Below are 18,370 nucleotides of genomic sequence, written 5' to 3' on the forward strand. Positions count from 1 at the left end.
TGGCCTCACGCGAAATCGTGCTTGAACAACGCTTGCAGGATCCGTGCTGCCATCCGCAGACCTTACTTGCGCAGGCCCAGGGCTTCGATCAGGGCGCGGTAACGGTCAGCGTCGCGGGCCTTGAGGTAGTCCAGCAGGCGACGACGACGGCTCACCATGCGCAGCAGACCGCGGCGGCTGTGGTGATCCTTCATGTTGGCCTTGAAGTGCGGGGTCAGTTCGTTGATGCGGGTGGTCAGCAGAGCGACCTGGACTTCGGGGCTACCCGTGTCGTTGGCGCCGCGGGCGAACTTCTGGATGACTTCGGACTTGTTGGCAATTGCCATGATGTTTTCCTTTCACTTGCGAACGCTGCAGCGCGGAATGCGCCACTTGCGTCGTGCCTTGCTTTGACTCGGCATCTGCCTCCCACAGCCAGGTGGCTTGTGGACGACAGCCGCGCATTATAGCCGAATTCCGCCCGGCGGCGAAGCCCGCCGCCGCGCATTCGCTCAATTCCGGGCCGGGCGCTCCATCCGGCACGTGGTGGGCAGCGTCGTCTGGGCGGTCTTGAGCTTCTTCACGGTGCGGAAGCCGTAACCCGAGCCCTCGTTGTCGAAGCGCACCTGGCCGCCCTGCTTTGCCATCATCGAGACGTAAAGCGGCTGCAGCACCTGATGGTCGTCGGCCCGCACCGTGGCCTCGTGGAATCCGTTCGTGAAACGCATGTTCTCCAGCGCGTAGGCTACCGCCACGGCGTCGGTGCCGCCAGCCTGCTCAATTGCGCGGGCCAGCATTTCCACCATCATCTGCATGCGCAGATGCACGTAGTCGTCGCGCGGATCGGGATAGCGGGCGCGAAAAGCCTCGTAAAAAGCGTCGGACGCCGCGCCACCCACGTTCGGATGCCATTCCGCCACGGCCAGCACCCGGCCCACGCCGGCATCGCCCATCGCGGCAGGCGCACCTAGCCCGTTGCCGTAGAACGTGTAGAAGCGAGCATTGAGCCCACCTTCGCGCGCGGCCTTGACCATCAGCGTCAGGTCGTTGCCCCAGTTGCCGGTGACCACCGCATCGGCACCGCTGGCCTTGATCTTGGCGATATACGGCGCGAAGTCCTTGATCTTGCCGATGGGGTGGAATTCGTCGCCCACGATCTGGATATCGGGCCGCTTGGCCGCCAGCATTTCGCGCGCGGAACGGGAAACCTGGTGGCCGAAACTGTAGTCCTGGTCGATCAGGTAGACCTTGCGCACCGCGTGCTCGCTGCGGATGGCCTCGGTCAGCGCCTGCATCCGCATGTCGGCACTGGCATCAAAGCGGAAATGCCAGAAACTGCAATTTTCGTTGGTCAGCGTGGGATCGACGGCCGAATAGTTCAGGAACAGCACGCGCGTGTCCGGCTGCCGCTGATTCTGTCGATTGATGGCCGCCACCAGCGCACTGGCTACCGCAGAACTGTTTCCCTGCAGGACAAACGGGATGCGCTTGTCGACCAGGCTGCGGAACTGGATCAGGCTTTCATCGACGTTGCCCTTGCTGTCGAACGTCACCAGCTCCAGCGGATGGGCGCCATCGGGCAGCTTCACGCCGCCCCGCGTATTGATGCGCTCGATCGCAATCCGCAGGTTGCGCACCACGGCTTCGCCGGCGTTGGCGAACGGTCCGGACAGCCCGTCGATCATGCCAAGCCGGATCGGCGCGCCCGCTGGCTGCTGAGCTGCCGCAACCGTTGCTACGCAGCACAGCGTTGCCGCCAGCCAGGCCCGCAGCCGGTTCACGCGCCCGCTTGTTCGGATTCCGCTCATTCGAGACTTCCCTTCTTCTGCGCAAAAGCCGGGATGGTACACACATTGCGCCCGCGCCCGCTACACTACGACTAATGCACATTTTTGCAGCAAATCGACGAACATGACGAAATTTCCGCAAGTCGCCCGGCACTGGATCGCCGCTTTGACTCTGGCCACCGGCGCCCTGGCCGGCTGCAGCGGCCTCGGGCCCGCACTGGCCCCCGTCAACACCGGCCTCAAGCTCGTGGGCCAGCCGCAGAGTGCCGTGGAGGCAACGTTCGGCAAGCCTACCGACGTGTACCGGCTAGACGACGGCACCACGCGCTGGTTCTACTCGAAGCAGCCGCTTGGCGAATATTCCTATGCGGCTGATTTCGACCGTGACGGAAAGCTGACCAATTTCCGTCAGATGCTGACCACGACCGAACTGTACAAGGCCAAGATCAACGAGTGGACCAAGAAAGACGTACTGGAACACTTCGGCGCACCGCGCGAGCCCATCGAGTACTACCCGCGCCTGAAACAGGAAGCCTGGAGCTACCGTTTCCTGCACGAAGACCAGTGGTACTCGATGTTCAACTTCATGTTCGACGATGCCGGCGTGCTGCGCCGGACGCTGGTCACGCCCGATCCGCTACGCGACCGCCCGGATCCGCGCTGATCCGCACCGGGCGCACAAACGACAAACCGCCCGGCCCCGCGGGATACGCAGCGGGCCGGGCGGTTCATGACAGTCGGGGCCTTGTGAGCCCCGCCGTCGCATCGCAGGAATCAGGTCAGATAAGGGTCAGATCTGCGGATTGATCTTCTGCACGGCCTTGTCGTGCAGCTTGTTCAGTGCGGCCAGGTAGGCCTTGGCCGATGCGGCAACGATGTCCGGATCGGTCCCCACGCCATTGACGATGCGGCCGGCCTTGGACAGGCGCACAGTCACCTCGCCCTGGGCCTGCGTACCGGCCGTGATGGCGTTCACCGAATACAGCACCAGTTCGGCACCGCTGTTCACGCGGCCCTCGATGGCGTGCAGGGTGGCATCCACCGGGCCATTGCCTTCGGCTTCGCCAGTCTGCTCGGCGCCGTCGATATTGAACACCACACGGGCGTGCGGACGCTCGCCGGTTTCCGAGCGCTGCGACAGCGACACGAAACGATAGTGCTCGTTGGCGTTTTCCTGCTCTTCGTCGGAAACGATCGCCAGGATGTCTTCATCAAAGATCTCGGCCTTCTGGTCGGCCAGTTCCTTGAAGCGGGCAAACGCGGCGTTGATTTCGGCTTCGCTTTCGAGTTCGATGCCCAGTTCCTGCAGGCGCTGCTTGAAGGCGTTGCGACCTGAGAGCTTGCCCAGCACGATCTTGTTGGCGGTCCAGCCCACATCCTCCGCGCGCATGATCTCGTAGGTATCGCGCGCCTTGAGCACGCCATCCTGGTGGATGCCCGAAGCGTGGGCAAATGCGTTGGCGCCTACGACGGCCTTGTTCGGCTGCACCACGAAACCGGTCACCTGCGACACGAGCTTCGATGCCGGCACGATTTGCGTGGTATCGATGCCGACGTCCATGTTGAAGTAGTCGCGGCGCGTCTTCACGGCCATCACCACCTCTTCCAGGCTCGTGTTGCCTGCGCGCTCGCCAAGGCCGTTGATCGTGCATTCGATCTGGCGCGCGCCGCCCAGCTTCACCGCGGCCAGCGAGTTCGCCACAGCCATGCCCAGGTCGTTGTGGCAATGCACCGACCAGACTGCCTTGTCCGAGTTCGGGATACGCTCGCGCACCGAACGGATCAGCTCCGCATAGCCTTCCGGCACAGCATAGCCAACGGTGTCGGGCAGGTTGATCGTGGTCGCGCCTTCGGCGATCACACCTTCGAGCACGCGGCACAGGAAGTCCATGTCCGAACGGCTGCCGTCTTCGGGCGAGAACTCGATGTCGTCGGTGAACTGGCGCGCGAAGCGCACGGCCAGGCGGGCCTGTTCGTAGACCTGGTCCGGCGTCATGCGGAGCTTCTTCTCCATATGCAGCGCCGACGTGGCGATGAACGTGTGGATACGGAACGAGTTGGCGGGCTTCAGCGCCTCGGCGGCACGTGCGATGTCCTTGTCGTTGGCGCGGGCCAGCGAGCAGATCGTCGAATCCTTAACAACCTGGGCAATCGAGCGAATCGCTTCGAAATCGCCATTGGAGCTGGCCGCAAAACCGGCCTCGATCACATCGACCTTCAGGCGTTCCAGCTGACGCGCGATGCGGATCTTCTCTTCGCGGGTCATGGACGCACCGGGCGACTGCTCGCCATCGCGCAAGGTGGTGTCGAAAATGATGAGTTTGTCAGACATTTTGTGGAGCTCCTGGGCTGTGCCTTATGTGCTGGTCCGCCGTCCCGCTATCACGACACCGGGCATTCGGATCGGAATGCAAAACGCCCCGGCGTGCATGAATGCAGGCCGGGGCGTTTTCAAAAATCCTGGTGATTTCCGCGCCAGGGCGGTAACCGAGTCCCTTAGCGCGCGCGCGTCCCGACCTGATGGCCTAGTAGGCCACCTAGGGTGGTGCGGGCGATTAGGGTCTGGTGCGAAATCATGTCGGCGACTATAGCTGGTTTGCTGCGGCGGCGCAACCGGGTTATTTCGGAGGAATGCGCAGTTTTTGGCCCGGGTAGATCTTGTCCGGGTGCGTCAGCATCGGCTTGTTGGCCTCGAAGATCTTGTTGTACTCGGCCCCGTTGCCGTAAGCGGCCTGGGAAATCGCCCACAGCGTGTCGCCCTTCACCACGGTATGCCACTGCGACTCGGCGGTCTCCACGTTGACCGACATCTTGTCCTCCACCGAATCCACCCCCGCCACGTTGCCGCAGCACAGGATGATCTTCTCGCGCGTGGCCTGGTCCGGCGCCACACCGAACACGGTGACCTTGCCCTGCGAGCCGTCCACGGTCACGGTCAGGCCCGTGGCGGACAGCCCCATCTGGGCGATATAGGCCTCGATGGCGTCGCCAGCCGCGCGGTTGGCCGCATCGGCCTTGTCGCTCGCGGACGGATCGGCCGCAGCGGCTTCCTGTGCCGCTTTCGCCTCACCCTTCCCGAACAGCTTCTCTCCCGCTTCCTTGATGAAGTCAAACATGCCCATGACATTCTCCTGAGGTTGTGGAACGGAAAAAACAAAGGGCGCCCGATGAGCGCCCTTTCTTCAAAATCCGGTCAGTCGCCGCTGTCCGAGCCGTTGCCGTTACCGCCGGCACGCGCCTTGGCCACTCCGCCCGACTGGCCATGCATCGCACGCCAGGCCCATAGCAGGTAGCCCGAGATCGCGTAGGCGACGAACAGGCCGAACAACGCCACCGGCGGATCGGACGACACGATCACGAACAGCACCAGAACCAGCACCATCATGCCGAACGGCACGCGATAGCGAACGTCGAGCGCCTTGCCGCTGTAGAACGGCGCATTCGACACCATCGACAGGCCTGCATAGAGTGTGATCGCAAAGGCGACCCACGGCATCCACAGTTCCTTCACGGGCAGCTTGTTGTCGATGGCAAGCCAGACGAAGCCGGCCACCAGTGCGGCCGCTGCCGGGCTTGGCAACCCCTGGAAGAAGCGCTTGTCGACCACGCCGATATTGGCGTTGAAACGCGCCAGCCGCAGCGCGGCGCAGGTGCAATAGACAAAGGCCGCGATCCAGCCCCACTTGCCCAGGTCGTGCAGGATCCACTCGTACATCACCAGCGCCGGCGCCACGCCGAACGATGTCATGTCCGACAGCGAATCGTACTGCTCGCCAAACGCGCTCTGCGTATTGGTGATTCGCGCCACGCGGCCGTCCATGCCATCCAGCACCATGGCCGCGAAGATGGCAATGGCCGCCACATCGAAGCGCATGTTCATGGCCTGCACGATCGCGAAGAAGCCCGCGAACAGCGCCGCCGTGGTGAACGCATTGGGCAGCAGGTAGATGCCGCGCCGGCGCGGACGCACGTATTCGATGTCGTGCTCGTCGGCCTCGTAGGCGGCTTCGTTGCGCAGCTGGTTATGGCGGAACGGACGCAGGTGCGTCACGTTGCCATTGCTCACGCGCTTGTTGCGTCGGTTGAAGGCACCCATGCCAGGTCTCCTGTTGCTGACCGGTCCGGCCTCAGGCCTGCACGTCCAGCTCGGCGAGCACGGTCGACGAAGCCGACACCTTCTCGCCGATCGTCACGCGCGGGCGGGCATCCACGGGCAGATACACGTCGACGCGCGAACCGAAGCGGATGAAGCCATAGCGCTGGCCGCGCGACAGCGTATCGCCCACACGGGTGTAGCAGAGGATCCGGCGCGCCACCAGTCCGGCCACCTGCACCAGCGTGACCAGCTGGCCATCGGCCGCGCGGCGGATCACCACCGCGTTGCGCTCGTTTTCCAGCGATGCCTTGTCCAGGTCCGCGTTGACGAACTTGCCCGGGAAATATTCAAGCTTCTCGACCTTGCCGTCCAGCGACGCGCGGTTCGAATGCACGTTGAACACGTTCATGAACACGCTGATCTTCAGCGCCTCGCGGCCAGCATACGGGTCCTGCGTCTTTTCGACCACCACGATACGGCCGTCGGCCGGGGCCAGGATGGCGTTCGGTGCCGATGGAATTGGCCGCGGCGGGTCGCGGAAGAACTGCAGCACGAAAATCGTGATGATCCACAACGGCAACGCCCACCAGAAGCCCGCGCTGACATGCACCAGCAGCGAGATGATGAAAGCGCCGGCCAGGAACGGCCAGCCTTCACGGGCGATAAGCGGATGAGGATAGTTCATGCAAGCATTGTTCTGTTGTTCGCACAGATTCTGCAAATCCTGTCGACATGCCAGCCCGCAGCGTACCGCGTGCCATGCATTCAGGATATGTCGGCGCGAGAGATAAGAAAAAATTCAGGCCTGCGCCTGAAAAAGTCCGACAAGGATAACAAAAAGCCGCCCAGTCACCGCCGAAATGTCTTGTGCACTCACAAAAGACCGGCGGCCGACTGGGCGGCTGCGGCGCTGGCGGGTCACCTGGCCGCATCGGCCGGGAGACCCGCTTCTGCCCGTACTGCTTAGTTCTTCGACTGGTCGACCAGCTTGTTCTTGGCGATCCACGGCATCATCGCGCGCAGCTTGGCACCCACTTCCTCGATCTGGTGCTCGGCCGTCAGGCGGCGGCGCGAGATCAGCGTCGGGGCGCCGGCCTTGTTTTCCAGCAGGAAGCTCTTGGCGTATTCGCCGGTCTGGATGTCGGTCAGGCACTGCTTCATGGCCTTCTTCGTCTCTTCCGTCACGACGCGCGGACCGGTGACGTACTCGCCATATTCGGCGTTGTTCGAGATCGAGTAGTTCATGTTGGCGATGCCGCCTTCATAGATCAGGTCGACGATCAGCTTCAGCTCGTGCAGGCACTCGAAGTAGGCCATTTCCGGAGCGTAGCCGGCTTCCACCAGCGTCTCGAAGCCAGCCTTGATCAGCTCGACGGTACCGCCGCACAGCACGGCCTGTTCGCCGAACAGGTCGGTTTCGGTTTCTTCGCGGAAGTTCGTCTCGATGATGCCGGCACGGCCGCCGCCGTTGGCGGTGGCGTACGACAGGGCGATGTCACGGGCAGCGCCGGACTTGTTCTGGTGCACGGCGATCAGGTGCGGCACGCCGCCACCTTGCGAGTACGTCGAACGCACCGTGTGGCCCGGGGCCTTCGGGGCGATCATGATCACGTCCAGGTCGGCACGCGGGATCACGGCACCGTAGTGCACGTTGAAACCGTGGGCGAAGGCCAGCGCAGCGCCTTCCTTGATGTTGGCGTGCACTTCGTTCTTGTACACGTCGGCGATCTGCTCGTCCGGCAGCAGGATCATGACCACGTCCGCGCCCTTCACGGCTTCGGCCACTTCCTTGACCTGCAGGCCGGCGTTGGCGGCCTTGTTCCACGACGCGCCGCTCTTGCGCAGACCGACCGTCACGTTCACGCCCGAATCCTTCAGGTTCAGCGCGTGGGCGTGGCCTTGCGAGCCGTAGCCGATGATGGTGACATTCTTGCCCTTGATGAGGGAGAGGTCGGCGTCCTTGTCGTAAAACACTTTCATGATAGTTCCTTCAATTTCTCAAATCTTCGTATTGGGGTGGCGGCGCAACGCCTGACTTTTGGGTCGTCGCGCCGCTTCGGGATACTGCGTGTCGGCTTGTGGCCGTGCTCTGTTGCCGGGGGCGCCGGTCAGACCTTCAGGATGCGCTCGCCACGGCCGATGCCGGAGCCGCCCGTACGGACGGTTTCCAGGATCGCGGTGCGGTCGATGGCATCGAGGAACGCATCCAGCTTGCCGCCGTTGCCGGTCAGCTCGATGGTGTACGTCTTTTCGGTCACATCGATGATGCGGCCACGGAAGATGTCGGCGGTGCGCTTCATTTCCTCGCGCTCCTTGCCGACGGCACGGACCTTGACCAGCATCAGCTCGCGCTCGATATGCGCGCCTTCGGTCAGATCCACCACCTTGACCACTTCCACCAGGCGGTTCAGGTGCTTCGTGATCTGTTCGATCACGTCGTCCGAACCGGTGGTGACGATGGTCATCCGCGACAGCGACGCATCTTCGGTGGGAGCCACCGTCAGCGTCTCGATGTTGTATCCACGGGCCGAGAACAGGCCCACCACGCGCGACAGCGCGCCGGGTTCGTTTTCCAGCAGGACCGAGATGATGTGTCGCATTACAGGTCCTCCGCGCCGAGCAGCATTTCGGAGATTCCCTTGCCGGCCTGGACCATCGGCCACACGTTTTCGGTGGGGTCGGTCTGGAAATCCAGGAACACGGTGCGGTCCTTCAGACGGAATGCCTCGCGCAGGGCCGGCTCAACATCGGAGGACTTCTCGATGCGCATGCCCACGTGGCCATACGATTCAGCCAGCTTCACGAAGTCGGGCAGTGCCTGCATGTAGGAATGCGAGTAACGGTTGTCGTACTCGATTTCCTGCCACTGGCGCACCATGCCCAGGTAGCCGTTGTTCAGCGAGCAGATCTTGACCGGGGTGTCGTACTGCAGGCAGGTCGACAGTTCCTGGATGCACATCTGGATCGAGCCTTCACCGGTGATGGTGACGACTTCCTTGTCCGGGAATGCCTTCTTGATGCCCATCGCGTACGGCAGGCCCACGCCCATCGTGCCCAGGCCACCCGAGTTGATCCAGCGGCGCGGTTCGTCGAACTTGTAGAACTGCGCAGCCCACATCTGGTGCTGGCCGACGTCCGAGCAGATGAACGCATCGCCCTTGGTCAGTTCCCAGATCTTTTCCACCACGTACTGCGGCTTGATGATCTCGGAATTGCGGTCGTACTTGAGGCAGTCCACCGAACGCCATTGCTCGATCTGGTCCCACCACTTCGCCAGCGCCTCGCGCTTGGGCTTGACGTCGCTGGCCTTGATCTGGGCGATCAGTTCCTGCAGCACGTCCTTGACGTTGCCGACGATGGGAATGTCCACCTTGACGCGCTTCGAGATCGACGACGGGTCGATGTCGATGTGGATGATCTTGCGGGCCTGCGCCGTGAAGTGCGAAGGATTGCCGATCACGCGGTCGTCAAAGCGGGCGCCGATGGCGATCAGCACGTCGCAGTTCTGCATGGCCATGTTGGCCTCATACGTGCCGTGCATGCCGAGCATGCCGACGAACTGCTTGTGCGTGCCCGGGAACGCGCCCAGGCCCATCAGCGTGTTGGTCACCGGGTGCCCGGTCAGTGCGGCCAGCTCGCGCAGTTCGTCGCTGGCGTTTGCCAGCACCACGCCGCCGCCCGAATAGATATACGGGCGCTCGGCGCCCTGCAGCAGCGCCACGGCCTTGCGGATCTGACCCGAGTGACCCTTGTTCACCGGGTTGTACGACCGCATGTCGACGGCCTTCGGGTACTCGAACTTGCAGGCGTTGCGCGACACGTCCTTCGGGATGTCGACCACCACGGGGCCCGGTCGGCCGGTGGCGGCAATGAAGAACGCCTTCTTGATCGTCGCGGCCAGGTCGCGCACATCCTTCACGAGGAAGTTGTGCTTGACGATCGGGCGCGTGATGCCGACGGTGTCGCATTCCTGGAACGCATCCTGACCAATGGCGTGGGTCGGCACGTTGCCGGTAATCACCACCATCGGGATCGAATCCAGGTAGGCAGTGGCGATGCCGGTCACGGCGTTGGTCACGCCCGGGCCCGAAGTCACCAGTGCCACGCCCACCTTGCCGGTCGCGCGGGCATAGCCGTCAGCGGCATGCACGGCGGCCTGCTCGTGGCGGACCAGGATGTGTTCGAATTTCTTTTGCTTGTGGAGCTCGTCGTAGATATAGAGCACTGCGCCGCCGGGGTAGCCCCAGACGTACTCGACGCCTTCTTCGGCAAGTGCGTTGACGAGGATTTCCGCTCCGATCATTTCCCGACCGGAGGATGAATTGCTGTCTGCGTGGGAGAATTCCGCGCTGGGCATGTTCATTTCTGTCCTTTGCAATTTTCGGCAAAAAATTGTTTGGATGCTCTCTGCCGGGCTTGTGGCTCGGGTTCAAGCGGTGCGCGTCTGCATGAAGAGACCGCCTTATAAGCGGTCTGATGAGACAACCACTGATGTCGTGAACCGTCGATGATACTGCAATGCACCAGCGCGGTAAATGAATCGACGGAACTTTTTGCACGACCGCACCGGCGCAGGGCAAAGGCGCGACAATCGCACGTTGCGGTATCAAGCCAGCATGTCTGCACTTGAATACAGGAGTGGCAGAAGGCAGCTGTTTTTTGCTAGCATCGCAGACATTTCCGGGGTGCCACAGGACGAGTCCGGCACATTCGGCCTGGCCTGAGCGCCCAACTGCTGTTTTCGCCTGCATGGCCACCGACAAGGAACTCTCAGACTTTCTCGCCAGCGTCGAACGCCGCGCCTTCAAACAGGCCGTGTTCGCCGTGCGTGACGATGAAGCTGCGCTGGACATCGTGCAGGACGCCATGATCAAGCTGGCGGAAAAGTACGGCGACAAGGGCGCCAACGAACTGCCGCCCCTGTTCCAGCGCATCTTGCAGAACACCATCCACGACTGGTTCCGCCGCCAGAAGGTGCGGAACACGTGGGTGACCCTGTTCTCGAACCTGCGCGATGACCGCGACGGCGACGACAGCGACCTGCTGGACACGCTGGAAGCCGAAAGCGGCACAGAAATGGCCGAAAGCAGCGCCGACAAGGTCGAGCGGGCCCAGGTCATGCATATCATCGAGCAGGAAATTCAACGATTGCCCACGCGTCAACGCGAGGCTTTCCTGATGCGTTACTGGGAGGATATGGACGTAGCCGAAACCGCAGCCGTGATGGGCTGTTCGGAAGGCAGCGTCAAGACGCACTGTTCCCGCGCCACGCATACGCTGGCGCAAGCGTTGCGTGCGCGGGGAGTCCGACTATGAGCAGAAACGAACGAGATATCCAGGAACGGCGCTTCGCCCATGAGATCCGCGTGGCACTCGATGCCTCCGCGGAGGCGCTGCCGCGGGACATTTCCGAACGGCTGGCTGCCGCGCGGCGCATGGCGCTGGCCGCCAGGAAGGCGGAAGTGCACGCTCACGTGCCGCAGCTCGCGCTGCCCGGCGCACCGCACGGCTACGCCTTCGACGACGAGGACGACACCCCGCTGCACCGCGCCGGTGCATGGCTGCGCAAGCTGGCGCTGGTGTGGACGCTGGTCGCACTGGGTGCCGGCCTGATGGGCATCTACCACTGGCAACAGCAGAAGCGCGTCGAGGAGCTTGCCGACGTCGATGCTGCAATGCTGCTCGACGACCTGCCCCCGACGGCTTACGCCGACCAGGGCTTCCACGTGTTCCTGAAGCGGGACCGCGACCAATAAGATGGCCCGCGCAATTTCCCGTACCGACGCATTCCGTCGCCGGCTAGCCGCTCTTTGCGCTGCCGGCGCCACCCTGGCCGCACTTTCCATCGATTTCGTGATGGATGAAGCCCACGCGCAGGGACCACAAGCCCAGCCGGCCAGTCAGCCGGCCGCGCGCCCGGTGATCAACGCCCACCCTACCTGGCAGGAACTGTCTGCGTCGCATCGTCAGATTCTGGCGCCGCTGCAGCCGCTCTGGGACACGATTCCGGAACTGAACCGCCGCAAGTGGCAGCGCATTGCCGACCTGTACCCCACGCTCAAGCCCGAGGAGCAGCAGCGCCTGCAGGAGCGGATGACCGAGTGGGTCAGGATGACGCCGCAACAGCGCCGCCTGGCACGCGAGAACTACCAGATCACGCGCCAGCTGCCACCGGAAAAGAAGGCGGAAGCTTGGGATCGTTATCAGCAGCTGCCTGAGGAACAGAAGAAAAAGCTGGCCGCCGCCGAAAAGGTGCCACGCCGTCCGGGCGCCGTCAGCGCATTGCCATCGGGCAAGCGCCCGCCAGCCGATACGAGCCGGCAACTCCATCATCAGGGCCGGCCAGCCAGTGCCCCGGAAGCCACACCGGCTTCGTCGCCTGCGGCGCCAGCCCTGGCGGGTGCCTCGGCGGCTCCCGCCCCGGTGGCTACCGCACCGGCGTCTGCGCCGCCGGTTGCCGCGATGCCGGCGTCGCCCACACAGGCGCCGACACTGTCGCCCCCGGTAACGGGCGAAGCGGCCACTGACTTCAACCAGACCGAAACGCGTCCGTAGTACCTCCCGCGGGCAACCCGGCCCCACGAAAGCACCGCCAGATTGTCCGGCCGGCGCCACCAGCAATCCCCCTGCACGACCGGCAAGCCCCGTGACGCGGCACCCCCGGCATTTCGGCAATCGTCACCCGCGCGCCGTTTGGCATAATGGCCGCTTCCCCGATCTGCCACGCGCCATGCCTGTCGCCACGCCAGCCGCCCCCACCCAGACTCCACTCATGCCGCGCACGCCCACGCTGGGCCGTCGCCTGCTTTGCATGCTCTACGAAGGCGTACTGCTATTTGGCGTGCTGATGCTTGCCAGCGCCGTCTCGGTGCTGGCCCGCCCGGCGCTGCAGCAGCTTGGCCTGAACCACATGTACGTCGACCAGGTATGGATGTTCATCGTGCTCGGCGTCTATTTCTCGTGGTTCTGGCAGCGCAACGGCCAGACGCTGGCGATGCAGACCTGGCGCATCCGCCTGGAAACGGCCGCCGGCCAGCCGCCGGGCTGGCCCAAGGCACTGCTGCGCTATGTGCTGGCCTGGCTGTGGCTGCCGCCCGCGGCTGCCGTGGGCCATGCGATGGGCCTCACGCTGTGGCCGTTCATCGGCGTGCTGACCGCCGGGCTGCTGATCTGGATGTCGCTGGCCTGGCTCGATCCGCGCCGGCAGTTCCTGCATGACCGCCTGGCCGGCACCCGCCTGACCGACCTGCGCCCCCCGCAGCCATGAGCCTGACGGCCGCCGCCCTGCGTCGCGTCGCCGTGCTGGTACAGGCGACGGCCGCGTGCGGATTGGCGGCCTGGCTGGCGCTGGATCACGGCTGGACATGGCCGCCGGCGCTGGCCGCCGGCCTGGCCGCCGTGCTGCTGGCCTTTGGCGCCAGCGTCGCCATGGCATTCGGCGCCACGCTTGGCGGCCTCGGCATTCCGCGTCGGAACCGGCCGCCTCTATCCGATCAAGCCCCAGCACGCCAACGCCTGGGGGTCAGCAGGGCACTGCGCTGCTTCCTGGCCGAATGCCGCGCGGTCTTCCGCATGTTCAACTGGCTTCAGCCGTTCCGCTCGCGACTGGCCCTGGCCCAGCCGCCGCGCCCCTTGCCCGATACCCCTCCCGTACTGCTGGTACACGGTTACGGCTGCAATCATGCGGTCTGGCTCGATATGGCGCCCGCGCTGGCCGACGCCGGCTATCGCTGCGAGGCCATCGACCTGGCACCAGTACTTGGCGACATCGACGACTACGCCCCGCAACTGCTGGCGCGCATGCGCGAGATCCAGGCGCGCTCGGGTCAGGCCCCGCTGCTGGTGTGTCACAGCATGGGCGGGCTGGCCGCTCGCGCCGCACAGGTGCTGGCGGAGCACTCAGGCGGCGGGTTCGCCTGCACGGGCATCGTCACGCTGGGCAGCCCGCATCAAGGCTGCGCACTTGCGCGCTTCGGCAGCGGACGCAACGCCCTGCAGATGCGATGGCAAAGTGCATGGCTGGCGGCACTGGCCGCCGCCGAAACCCCAGAGATGCGCGCGCGCATCGTTTCGGTCTTCAGCTGGCACGACTCCATCGCCGGCCCGGCGGGCACGTCGTGGCTCGACGGTGCGCAGCACGTGGCGCTCGACGGCATAGGCCATGTGTCGCTGCTGCGCGACCCGCGCGCCGTGCAGGCGACGCTCACCGCGTTGACCATGCTCCAGGGGCAGCCAGCCGCCACGGCCCTCAACGCCGCGCACCAGCCATCCGGCGCGCAGCTGCCATCAACCTTCATGTGACATTCATGTTTCCGTCACGGCTCCGTCATGCGGCACTGGCCCAATGCAGCCATCGCCGATACCGGGGCCACCATGGTTCAAGCCATCCGATCTGCACGCGTGAGTTTGTCGAGGGTTGCGCAGCGTCTGCGCGGCAAGCCTGACACGGCGCTTTCGATGCCTGCCGCCTTCGCGGCGTTCATGCCGCCGCAAGCCGATCTGTCCCCTGCCCGCGCCACACCCCTGCACGACACCACCGATTCCGGCACCCGTCCCGTAGCCGCCGCGGAGCCTTCCGCGCACCGCTACCGTGCCATCTGGCTGTCCGATATCCACCTGGGCACGCCGGGCTGCCAGGCCACCTACCTGCTCGACTTCCTCAAGCACAACGATTCGGACGTGCTTTATCTGGTTGGCGACATCATCGATGGCTGGCAACTGCGTCGTGGCTGGTACTGGCCGCAGAGCCACAACGACGTGGTGCAGAAGCTGCTGCGCAAGGCGCGCAAGGGTACCGAGGTGATCTACATCCCCGGCAATCACGACGAAGGCGCGCGCCAGTTCGACGGCCTGGCCTTCGGCGACGTCAGCGTGCGCGAGGACGCCGTGCACGTGACGGCCACCGGCAAGCGGCTGTGGGTCGTGCATGGCGACCTGTTCGACGGCGTGGTCCAGCATGCCAAATGGCTGGCCTACCTGGGCGATTCGCTCTACACGATGATCCTGGCGCTGAACCGCCACTTCAACCGCGTGCGTGCCCGACTGGGATTCGACTACTGGTCGCTGTCGCAATACCTGAAGCACCAGGTCAAGAACGCGGTGAGCTACATCAACTCGTTCGAACACGCGATGGTGGACGAGGCGCGCCGCCGCGGCTGCGATGGCGTGGTCTGTGGCCACATCCACAAGGCCGAGATCCGCGAGGTGGACGGCCAGCTCTACTGCAACGACGGCGACTGGGTGGAGAGCCTTTCGGCGCTGGTGGAGACCATGGAAGGCGAGTTGAAGATCGTCTACTGGACCACGCTGATCGATCCGCCGGTGCCGGCCACCCGCCGGCGCCGCCGCACTGACGAGATCGCGGCCTGACAAGGGTCCGGTCACGGCCCGGTCACGCACGCGCGCGACCGCCAATCTGCTGCGCCCCGCGCCGGCCTGTCCGGCGCGGACCCGCCACCCCACAACACCACGGCGCTGCCGCCCCAAGGAGCCTCAATGAGAGTCATGATTGTCACCGACGCATGGGAACCGCAGGTCAACGGCGTGGTTCGCACGCTGAAGTCGACCCGCCGCGAACTCGAAGCCATGGGTCACACGGTGGATCTGCTCACCCCGCTGGAATTCCGCACGGTGCCGTGCCCGACCTACCCCGAGATCCGCCTGTCGATCCTGCCGTCCACCAAGGTCCGGCGCCGTATCGACACGTTTCGCCCGGACGCCCTGCATATTGCCACCGAAGGCCCGCTGGGCCTGGCTGCCCGCGCCTATGCGATCAAGCACAAGCTGCCGTTCACCACGGCCTATCACACGCGGTTTCCGGAGTACGTGCAGGCGCGCTTCGGCATGCCGCTGGCCTGGACGTATCGCTTCCTGCGCTGGTTCCACGGCCCCGCACGTGCCGTCATGGCGCCCACCCCGGTGGTGCTGAAGGACCTGCACGACTACGGCATCACGCACGGCGTGCTCTGGACGCGCGGCGTGGACCTGGACGTATTCACCGCCCAGCGAGCGAACGTTTTAAACACCGCCCATCCGATCTTCCTCTACGTGGGCCGCGTGGCTGTGGAAAAGAACGTCGAGGCCTTCCTGCAGCTCGACCTGCCGGGCTCGAAGTGGGTGGTGGGCGATGGTCCGGCGCTGGCGGCCCTGAAGGCGCGCTATCCCACGGCCAATTACCTCGGGGTGCTCAAGCAGCCCGAACTCGCGAAGGTGTATGCTTCGGCAGACGTCTTCGTGTTTCCCAGCAAGACCGATACCTTCGGGCTGGTCCTGCTGGAAGCACTGGCCAGTGGGCTGCCCGTGGCGGCGTACCCGGTGACGGGTCCGATCGATGTGCTCGGTGACAGCCCGGCCGGCGTGATGCACGAAGACTTGCGGGAGGCCTGCCTGGAGGCGTTGCGCATCGACCGCGCAACCGCACGCGCCCATGCCGAGAAATTCTCGTGGCGGGCGGCATCCGAGCAGTTCCTTGCGCATCTGCGTCCGCTGCCCAGCACGGCGGGCGGATCCGACCATCCGGAATCTTCCGTCGCACCCGATCATGGCCAAGCCCCAACCCACGCTACCGCCCGATCCGTCGCTGCACCGGCCAACCGCCACCCGGGTGGCGGCTGAAGTGGAAACCGAATACTCGATCGCCAACAATCCGCACAAGGGCAACCGCGGCCTGACGCGCGCCTGGCACGCGGCAATCAACTCGCTGTCGGGGCTGCGCTACGCGGTGCTGGAGGAAAGCGCGTTTCGCCAGGAACTGACACTGGTGGTCATCCTGACGCCCTGCGCGTTCATCCTGCCGGTGTCCGTGGTCGAACGCGTGATGCTGCTGGGCACGCTGTTGCTGGTGCTGATCGTGGAACTGCTCAATTCGAGCGTGGAAGCGGCCATCGACCGGATCTCGCTGGAACGCCACAGCCTGTCCAAGCGCGCCAAGGACTTCGGCAGCGCGGCGGTGATGCTGGCGCTGATCCTGTGTGGCGGAACATGGATCGCGATTGGCGGCCCGCACGTGGTGCGCTGGATCGGGATGCTGTCGAGCTAGGCGCCGGCCCGTGAACTAGCTGTTTCGCCAGAAAGCAGAACGCCGCCATCGCTGGCGGCGTTTTCTCTTTGCGGCGGGCATTCCCTTGCACGCTTACGTCTTCTCGCGCCCTTCCTGCCACTTGTCCACGCGCACGCGCGGTGCGGCGGCCAGCTGGCCCAGCAGATCCTGCGGCGATGCCGATACGTGCAGCATGTCGGCGTGTACCTGTTTCAGGAACCCTTCGCCCACGGCGTGCTTCAGGAACGCCAGCATGCCGTCGTAGAAGCCGGCCACGTTGAGCAGGCCCACCGGTTTGTCGTGGTAGCCAAGCTGCGCCCACGTGAACGTCTCGAACAGTTCCTCGAACGTGCCCACGCCGCCGGGCATGGCGATGAACGCGTCCGACCGGTCGGCCATCATCTGCTTGCGCTCGTGCATGTTGCGCACCACGTGCAGTTCGGTCAGGCCGCGATGGCCCACTTCCTTCTGCATCAGCGCGTCGGGGATCACGCCGATGGCCGTGCCGCCGTGCGCCAGGACGCTGTCGGCCACGATGCCCATCAGCCCGACCTTGCCGCCACCGTAGACCAGCGCCAGGCCCTGTTCGGCCATGGTCTGGCCCAGTGCCTTCGCCGCTTCGGCATATTCCGGCCGGAAGCCGGGACTGGAACCGCAATACACGCAAACCGATTTCACTTTTTGTCCTTTTCGGCCTTGGCCGCCTCGGCAGCCGCCTTTTCAGCGGCGTATTCGCGCGCCAGCTGGTCGAATGCCTCGCGCGCCTTGCCGCGCAGGTACGGCGCCAGGATCGAGAAGATGTGATAGCTCGACCCGTGCAGGTAGCCGCGGATCTGCTCGGGATCGTTGTACTGGCGCGGATGCTGCACGAACTGGAACGACAGCCAGTACGTGGCAATTACAACAATATTGGTACACACCGCATCGACCTGTTCGGGCGTGGCCTCCATGTCGCCGTCCTCCTGGAACTGGCGGCAGATTTCCAGCGCAAAGCGCTTCTTCTGGTCGACGATGCGCTTGAAGTTGGTCTCCAGCATCCGGTTGCGCGCCAGCAGATCGTTGATGTCGCGATACAGGAAGCGGTAGTTCCACAGGAACTCGGACATGTACTGCAGATAGCCCCAGCTCTCGCCCAGCGTGGCCTTGTGGTCTTCCGGCATCTTCAGGCGGCGCTCCATCTCCTGCTCGAAGCGCACGAAGATCGAGTTGATGATGTCGTCCTTGTTGCGGAAGTGGTAGTACAGGTTGCCAGGGCTGATTTCCATGGCTTCCGCAATCGTCGTGGTGGTGACGTTGGGCTCGCCGAGTTCATTGAACAGGCGCAGCGACACGTCGAGGATGCGGTCTCGGGTACGGCGCGGACCGGCTTGCGGTTTGGCTTCCATGGGTATCGGAAAGACTGTGAATCGGCAGGATTGGGATTATAAGCACACCGGGCCCCGGCACTCCGCCATGCGGCGTCCAAGGCAC

20 protein-coding genes are annotated in these 18,370 nt (G+C 64.4%); 9 read left to right on the plus strand and 11 right to left on the minus strand.

Going from position 1 to position 18,370, the window contains the following annotated elements:
• Nucleotides 1-62 precede the first annotated feature (62 nt).
• Nucleotides 63-326: a 30S ribosomal protein S15 gene (rpsO, locus tag A9J21_RS20415; RefSeq protein WP_066738986.1), complete on the minus strand. Its 264-nt coding sequence runs from the start codon at nt 324-326 to the stop codon at nt 63-65.
• Between the two features lie 165 nt (nt 327-491).
• Nucleotides 492-1,787 carry a branched-chain amino acid ABC transporter substrate-binding protein gene (locus A9J21_RS20420; RefSeq protein ID WP_197497536.1) on the minus strand — a complete coding sequence of 432 codons (1,296 nt, stop codon included), beginning with the start codon at nt 1,785-1,787 and terminating at the stop codon, nt 492-494.
• Between the two features lie 103 nt (nt 1,788-1,890).
• Here A9J21_RS20420 and A9J21_RS20425 point away from each other — a divergent pair, with 103 nt between their 5' ends.
• A complete protein-coding gene (locus A9J21_RS20425; protein ID WP_156546041.1) occupies nt 1,891-2,430 on the plus strand; it encodes a hypothetical protein in 540 nt (179 codons plus the stop codon).
• Nucleotides 2,431-2,556: 126 nt separating this feature from the next.
• On the opposite strand, the gene A9J21_RS20430 is transcribed toward A9J21_RS20425, so the two are convergent.
• The 7 genes from A9J21_RS20430 to A9J21_RS20460 form a co-directional block, all read right to left on the minus strand.
• Nucleotides 2,557-4,098 carry a 2-isopropylmalate synthase gene (locus tag A9J21_RS20430; RefSeq protein WP_066738987.1) on the minus strand — a complete coding sequence of 514 codons (1,542 nt, stop codon included), beginning with the start codon at nt 4,096-4,098 and terminating at the stop codon, nt 2,557-2,559.
• Nucleotides 4,099-4,384: 286 nt separating this feature from the next.
• Nucleotides 4,385-4,888, minus strand: a complete 504-nt coding sequence (gene lysM / locus A9J21_RS20435; RefSeq protein WP_066738988.1) for a peptidoglycan-binding protein LysM — start codon at nt 4,886-4,888, stop codon at nt 4,385-4,387.
• A gap of 71 nt (nt 4,889-4,959) precedes the next feature.
• A complete protein-coding gene (pssA, locus tag A9J21_RS20440) occupies nt 4,960-5,862 on the minus strand; it encodes a CDP-diacylglycerol--serine O-phosphatidyltransferase (RefSeq protein ID WP_066738989.1) in 903 nt (300 codons plus the stop codon).
• Nucleotides 5,863-5,893: 31 nt separating this feature from the next.
• A complete protein-coding gene (locus A9J21_RS20445; RefSeq protein ID WP_066738990.1) occupies nt 5,894-6,547 on the minus strand; it encodes a phosphatidylserine decarboxylase in 654 nt (217 codons plus the stop codon).
• 278 nt (nt 6,548-6,825) lie between these two features.
• Complete coding sequence (gene ilvC / locus A9J21_RS20450; RefSeq protein WP_066738991.1) at nt 6,826-7,842, minus strand: ketol-acid reductoisomerase; 1,017 nt, start codon at nt 7,840-7,842, stop codon at nt 6,826-6,828.
• Nucleotides 7,843-7,970: 128 nt separating this feature from the next.
• Nucleotides 7,971-8,462, minus strand: coding sequence for an acetolactate synthase small subunit (ilvN, locus tag A9J21_RS20455; RefSeq protein WP_008643328.1), 492 nt, complete (start codon nt 8,460-8,462; stop codon nt 7,971-7,973).
• Nucleotides 8,462-10,225: an acetolactate synthase 3 catalytic subunit gene (locus tag A9J21_RS20460; protein WP_066738992.1), complete on the minus strand. Its 1,764-nt coding sequence runs from the start codon at nt 10,223-10,225 to the stop codon at nt 8,462-8,464. Before A9J21_RS20460 ends, ilvN begins: the two co-directional genes overlap by 1 nt.
• Before the next feature lie 386 nt (nt 10,226-10,611).
• On the opposite strand from A9J21_RS20460, the gene A9J21_RS20465 reads away from it, so the two are divergent.
• The 8 genes from A9J21_RS20465 to A9J21_RS20500 all read left to right on the plus strand — a co-directional run bounded on the left by A9J21_RS20465 (nt 10,612) and on the right by A9J21_RS20500 (nt 16,900).
• Nucleotides 10,612-11,178: an RNA polymerase sigma factor gene (locus A9J21_RS20465; protein WP_066738993.1), complete on the plus strand. Its 567-nt coding sequence runs from the start codon at nt 10,612-10,614 to the stop codon at nt 11,176-11,178.
• The gene (locus A9J21_RS20470; RefSeq protein ID WP_066738994.1) at nt 11,175-11,618 is read left to right on the plus strand and encodes a DUF3619 family protein; all 444 of its coding nucleotides are present in this window, start codon (nt 11,175-11,177) and stop codon (nt 11,616-11,618) included. The genes A9J21_RS20465 and A9J21_RS20470 overlap by 4 nt, the downstream gene beginning before the upstream one ends.
• Nucleotide 11,619: 1 nt before the next feature.
• Entirely contained in the window at nt 11,620-12,417 is a 798-nt protein-coding gene (locus A9J21_RS20475) for a DUF3106 domain-containing protein (protein WP_066738995.1), read from the plus strand.
• A gap of 175 nt (nt 12,418-12,592) precedes the next feature.
• Complete coding sequence (locus tag A9J21_RS20480) at nt 12,593-13,129, plus strand: RDD family protein (protein WP_066738996.1); 537 nt, start codon at nt 12,593-12,595, stop codon at nt 13,127-13,129.
• Nucleotides 13,126-14,163, plus strand: coding sequence for a triacylglycerol lipase (locus A9J21_RS20485; RefSeq protein WP_066738997.1), 1,038 nt, complete (start codon nt 13,126-13,128; stop codon nt 14,161-14,163). Before A9J21_RS20480 ends, A9J21_RS20485 begins: the two co-directional genes overlap by 4 nt.
• Before the next feature lie 156 nt (nt 14,164-14,319).
• Nucleotides 14,320-15,231, plus strand: coding sequence for a UDP-2,3-diacylglucosamine diphosphatase (locus tag A9J21_RS20490; protein ID WP_404851401.1), 912 nt, complete (start codon nt 14,320-14,322; stop codon nt 15,229-15,231).
• A 126-nt stretch (nt 15,232-15,357) separates the two neighbouring features.
• Entirely contained in the window at nt 15,358-16,476 is a 1,119-nt protein-coding gene (locus tag A9J21_RS20495) for a glycosyltransferase family 1 protein (protein WP_066738998.1), read from the plus strand.
• Nucleotides 16,403-16,900 (plus strand): diacylglycerol kinase, encoded by a 498-nt coding sequence (locus A9J21_RS20500; RefSeq protein ID WP_082926535.1) that lies wholly within the window; start codon nt 16,403-16,405, stop codon nt 16,898-16,900. The genes A9J21_RS20495 and A9J21_RS20500 overlap by 74 nt, the downstream gene beginning before the upstream one ends.
• Nucleotides 16,901-16,993: 93 nt before the next feature.
• Here the strand turns inward: A9J21_RS20500 and A9J21_RS20505 are convergent, their stop codons facing one another.
• Complete coding sequence (locus tag A9J21_RS20505; protein ID WP_066738999.1) at nt 16,994-17,578, minus strand: TIGR00730 family Rossman fold protein; 585 nt, start codon at nt 17,576-17,578, stop codon at nt 16,994-16,996.
• Complete coding sequence (locus tag A9J21_RS20510) at nt 17,575-18,285, minus strand: TetR/AcrR family transcriptional regulator (RefSeq protein WP_029050993.1); 711 nt, start codon at nt 18,283-18,285, stop codon at nt 17,575-17,577. The genes A9J21_RS20505 and A9J21_RS20510 overlap by 4 nt, the downstream gene beginning before the upstream one ends.
• Nucleotides 18,286-18,370: the final 85 nt, after the last annotated feature.

Source organism: Cupriavidus sp. D384 (assembly GCF_001652915.1).
Classification (GTDB): Bacteria; Pseudomonadota; Gammaproteobacteria; order Burkholderiales; family Burkholderiaceae; genus Cupriavidus.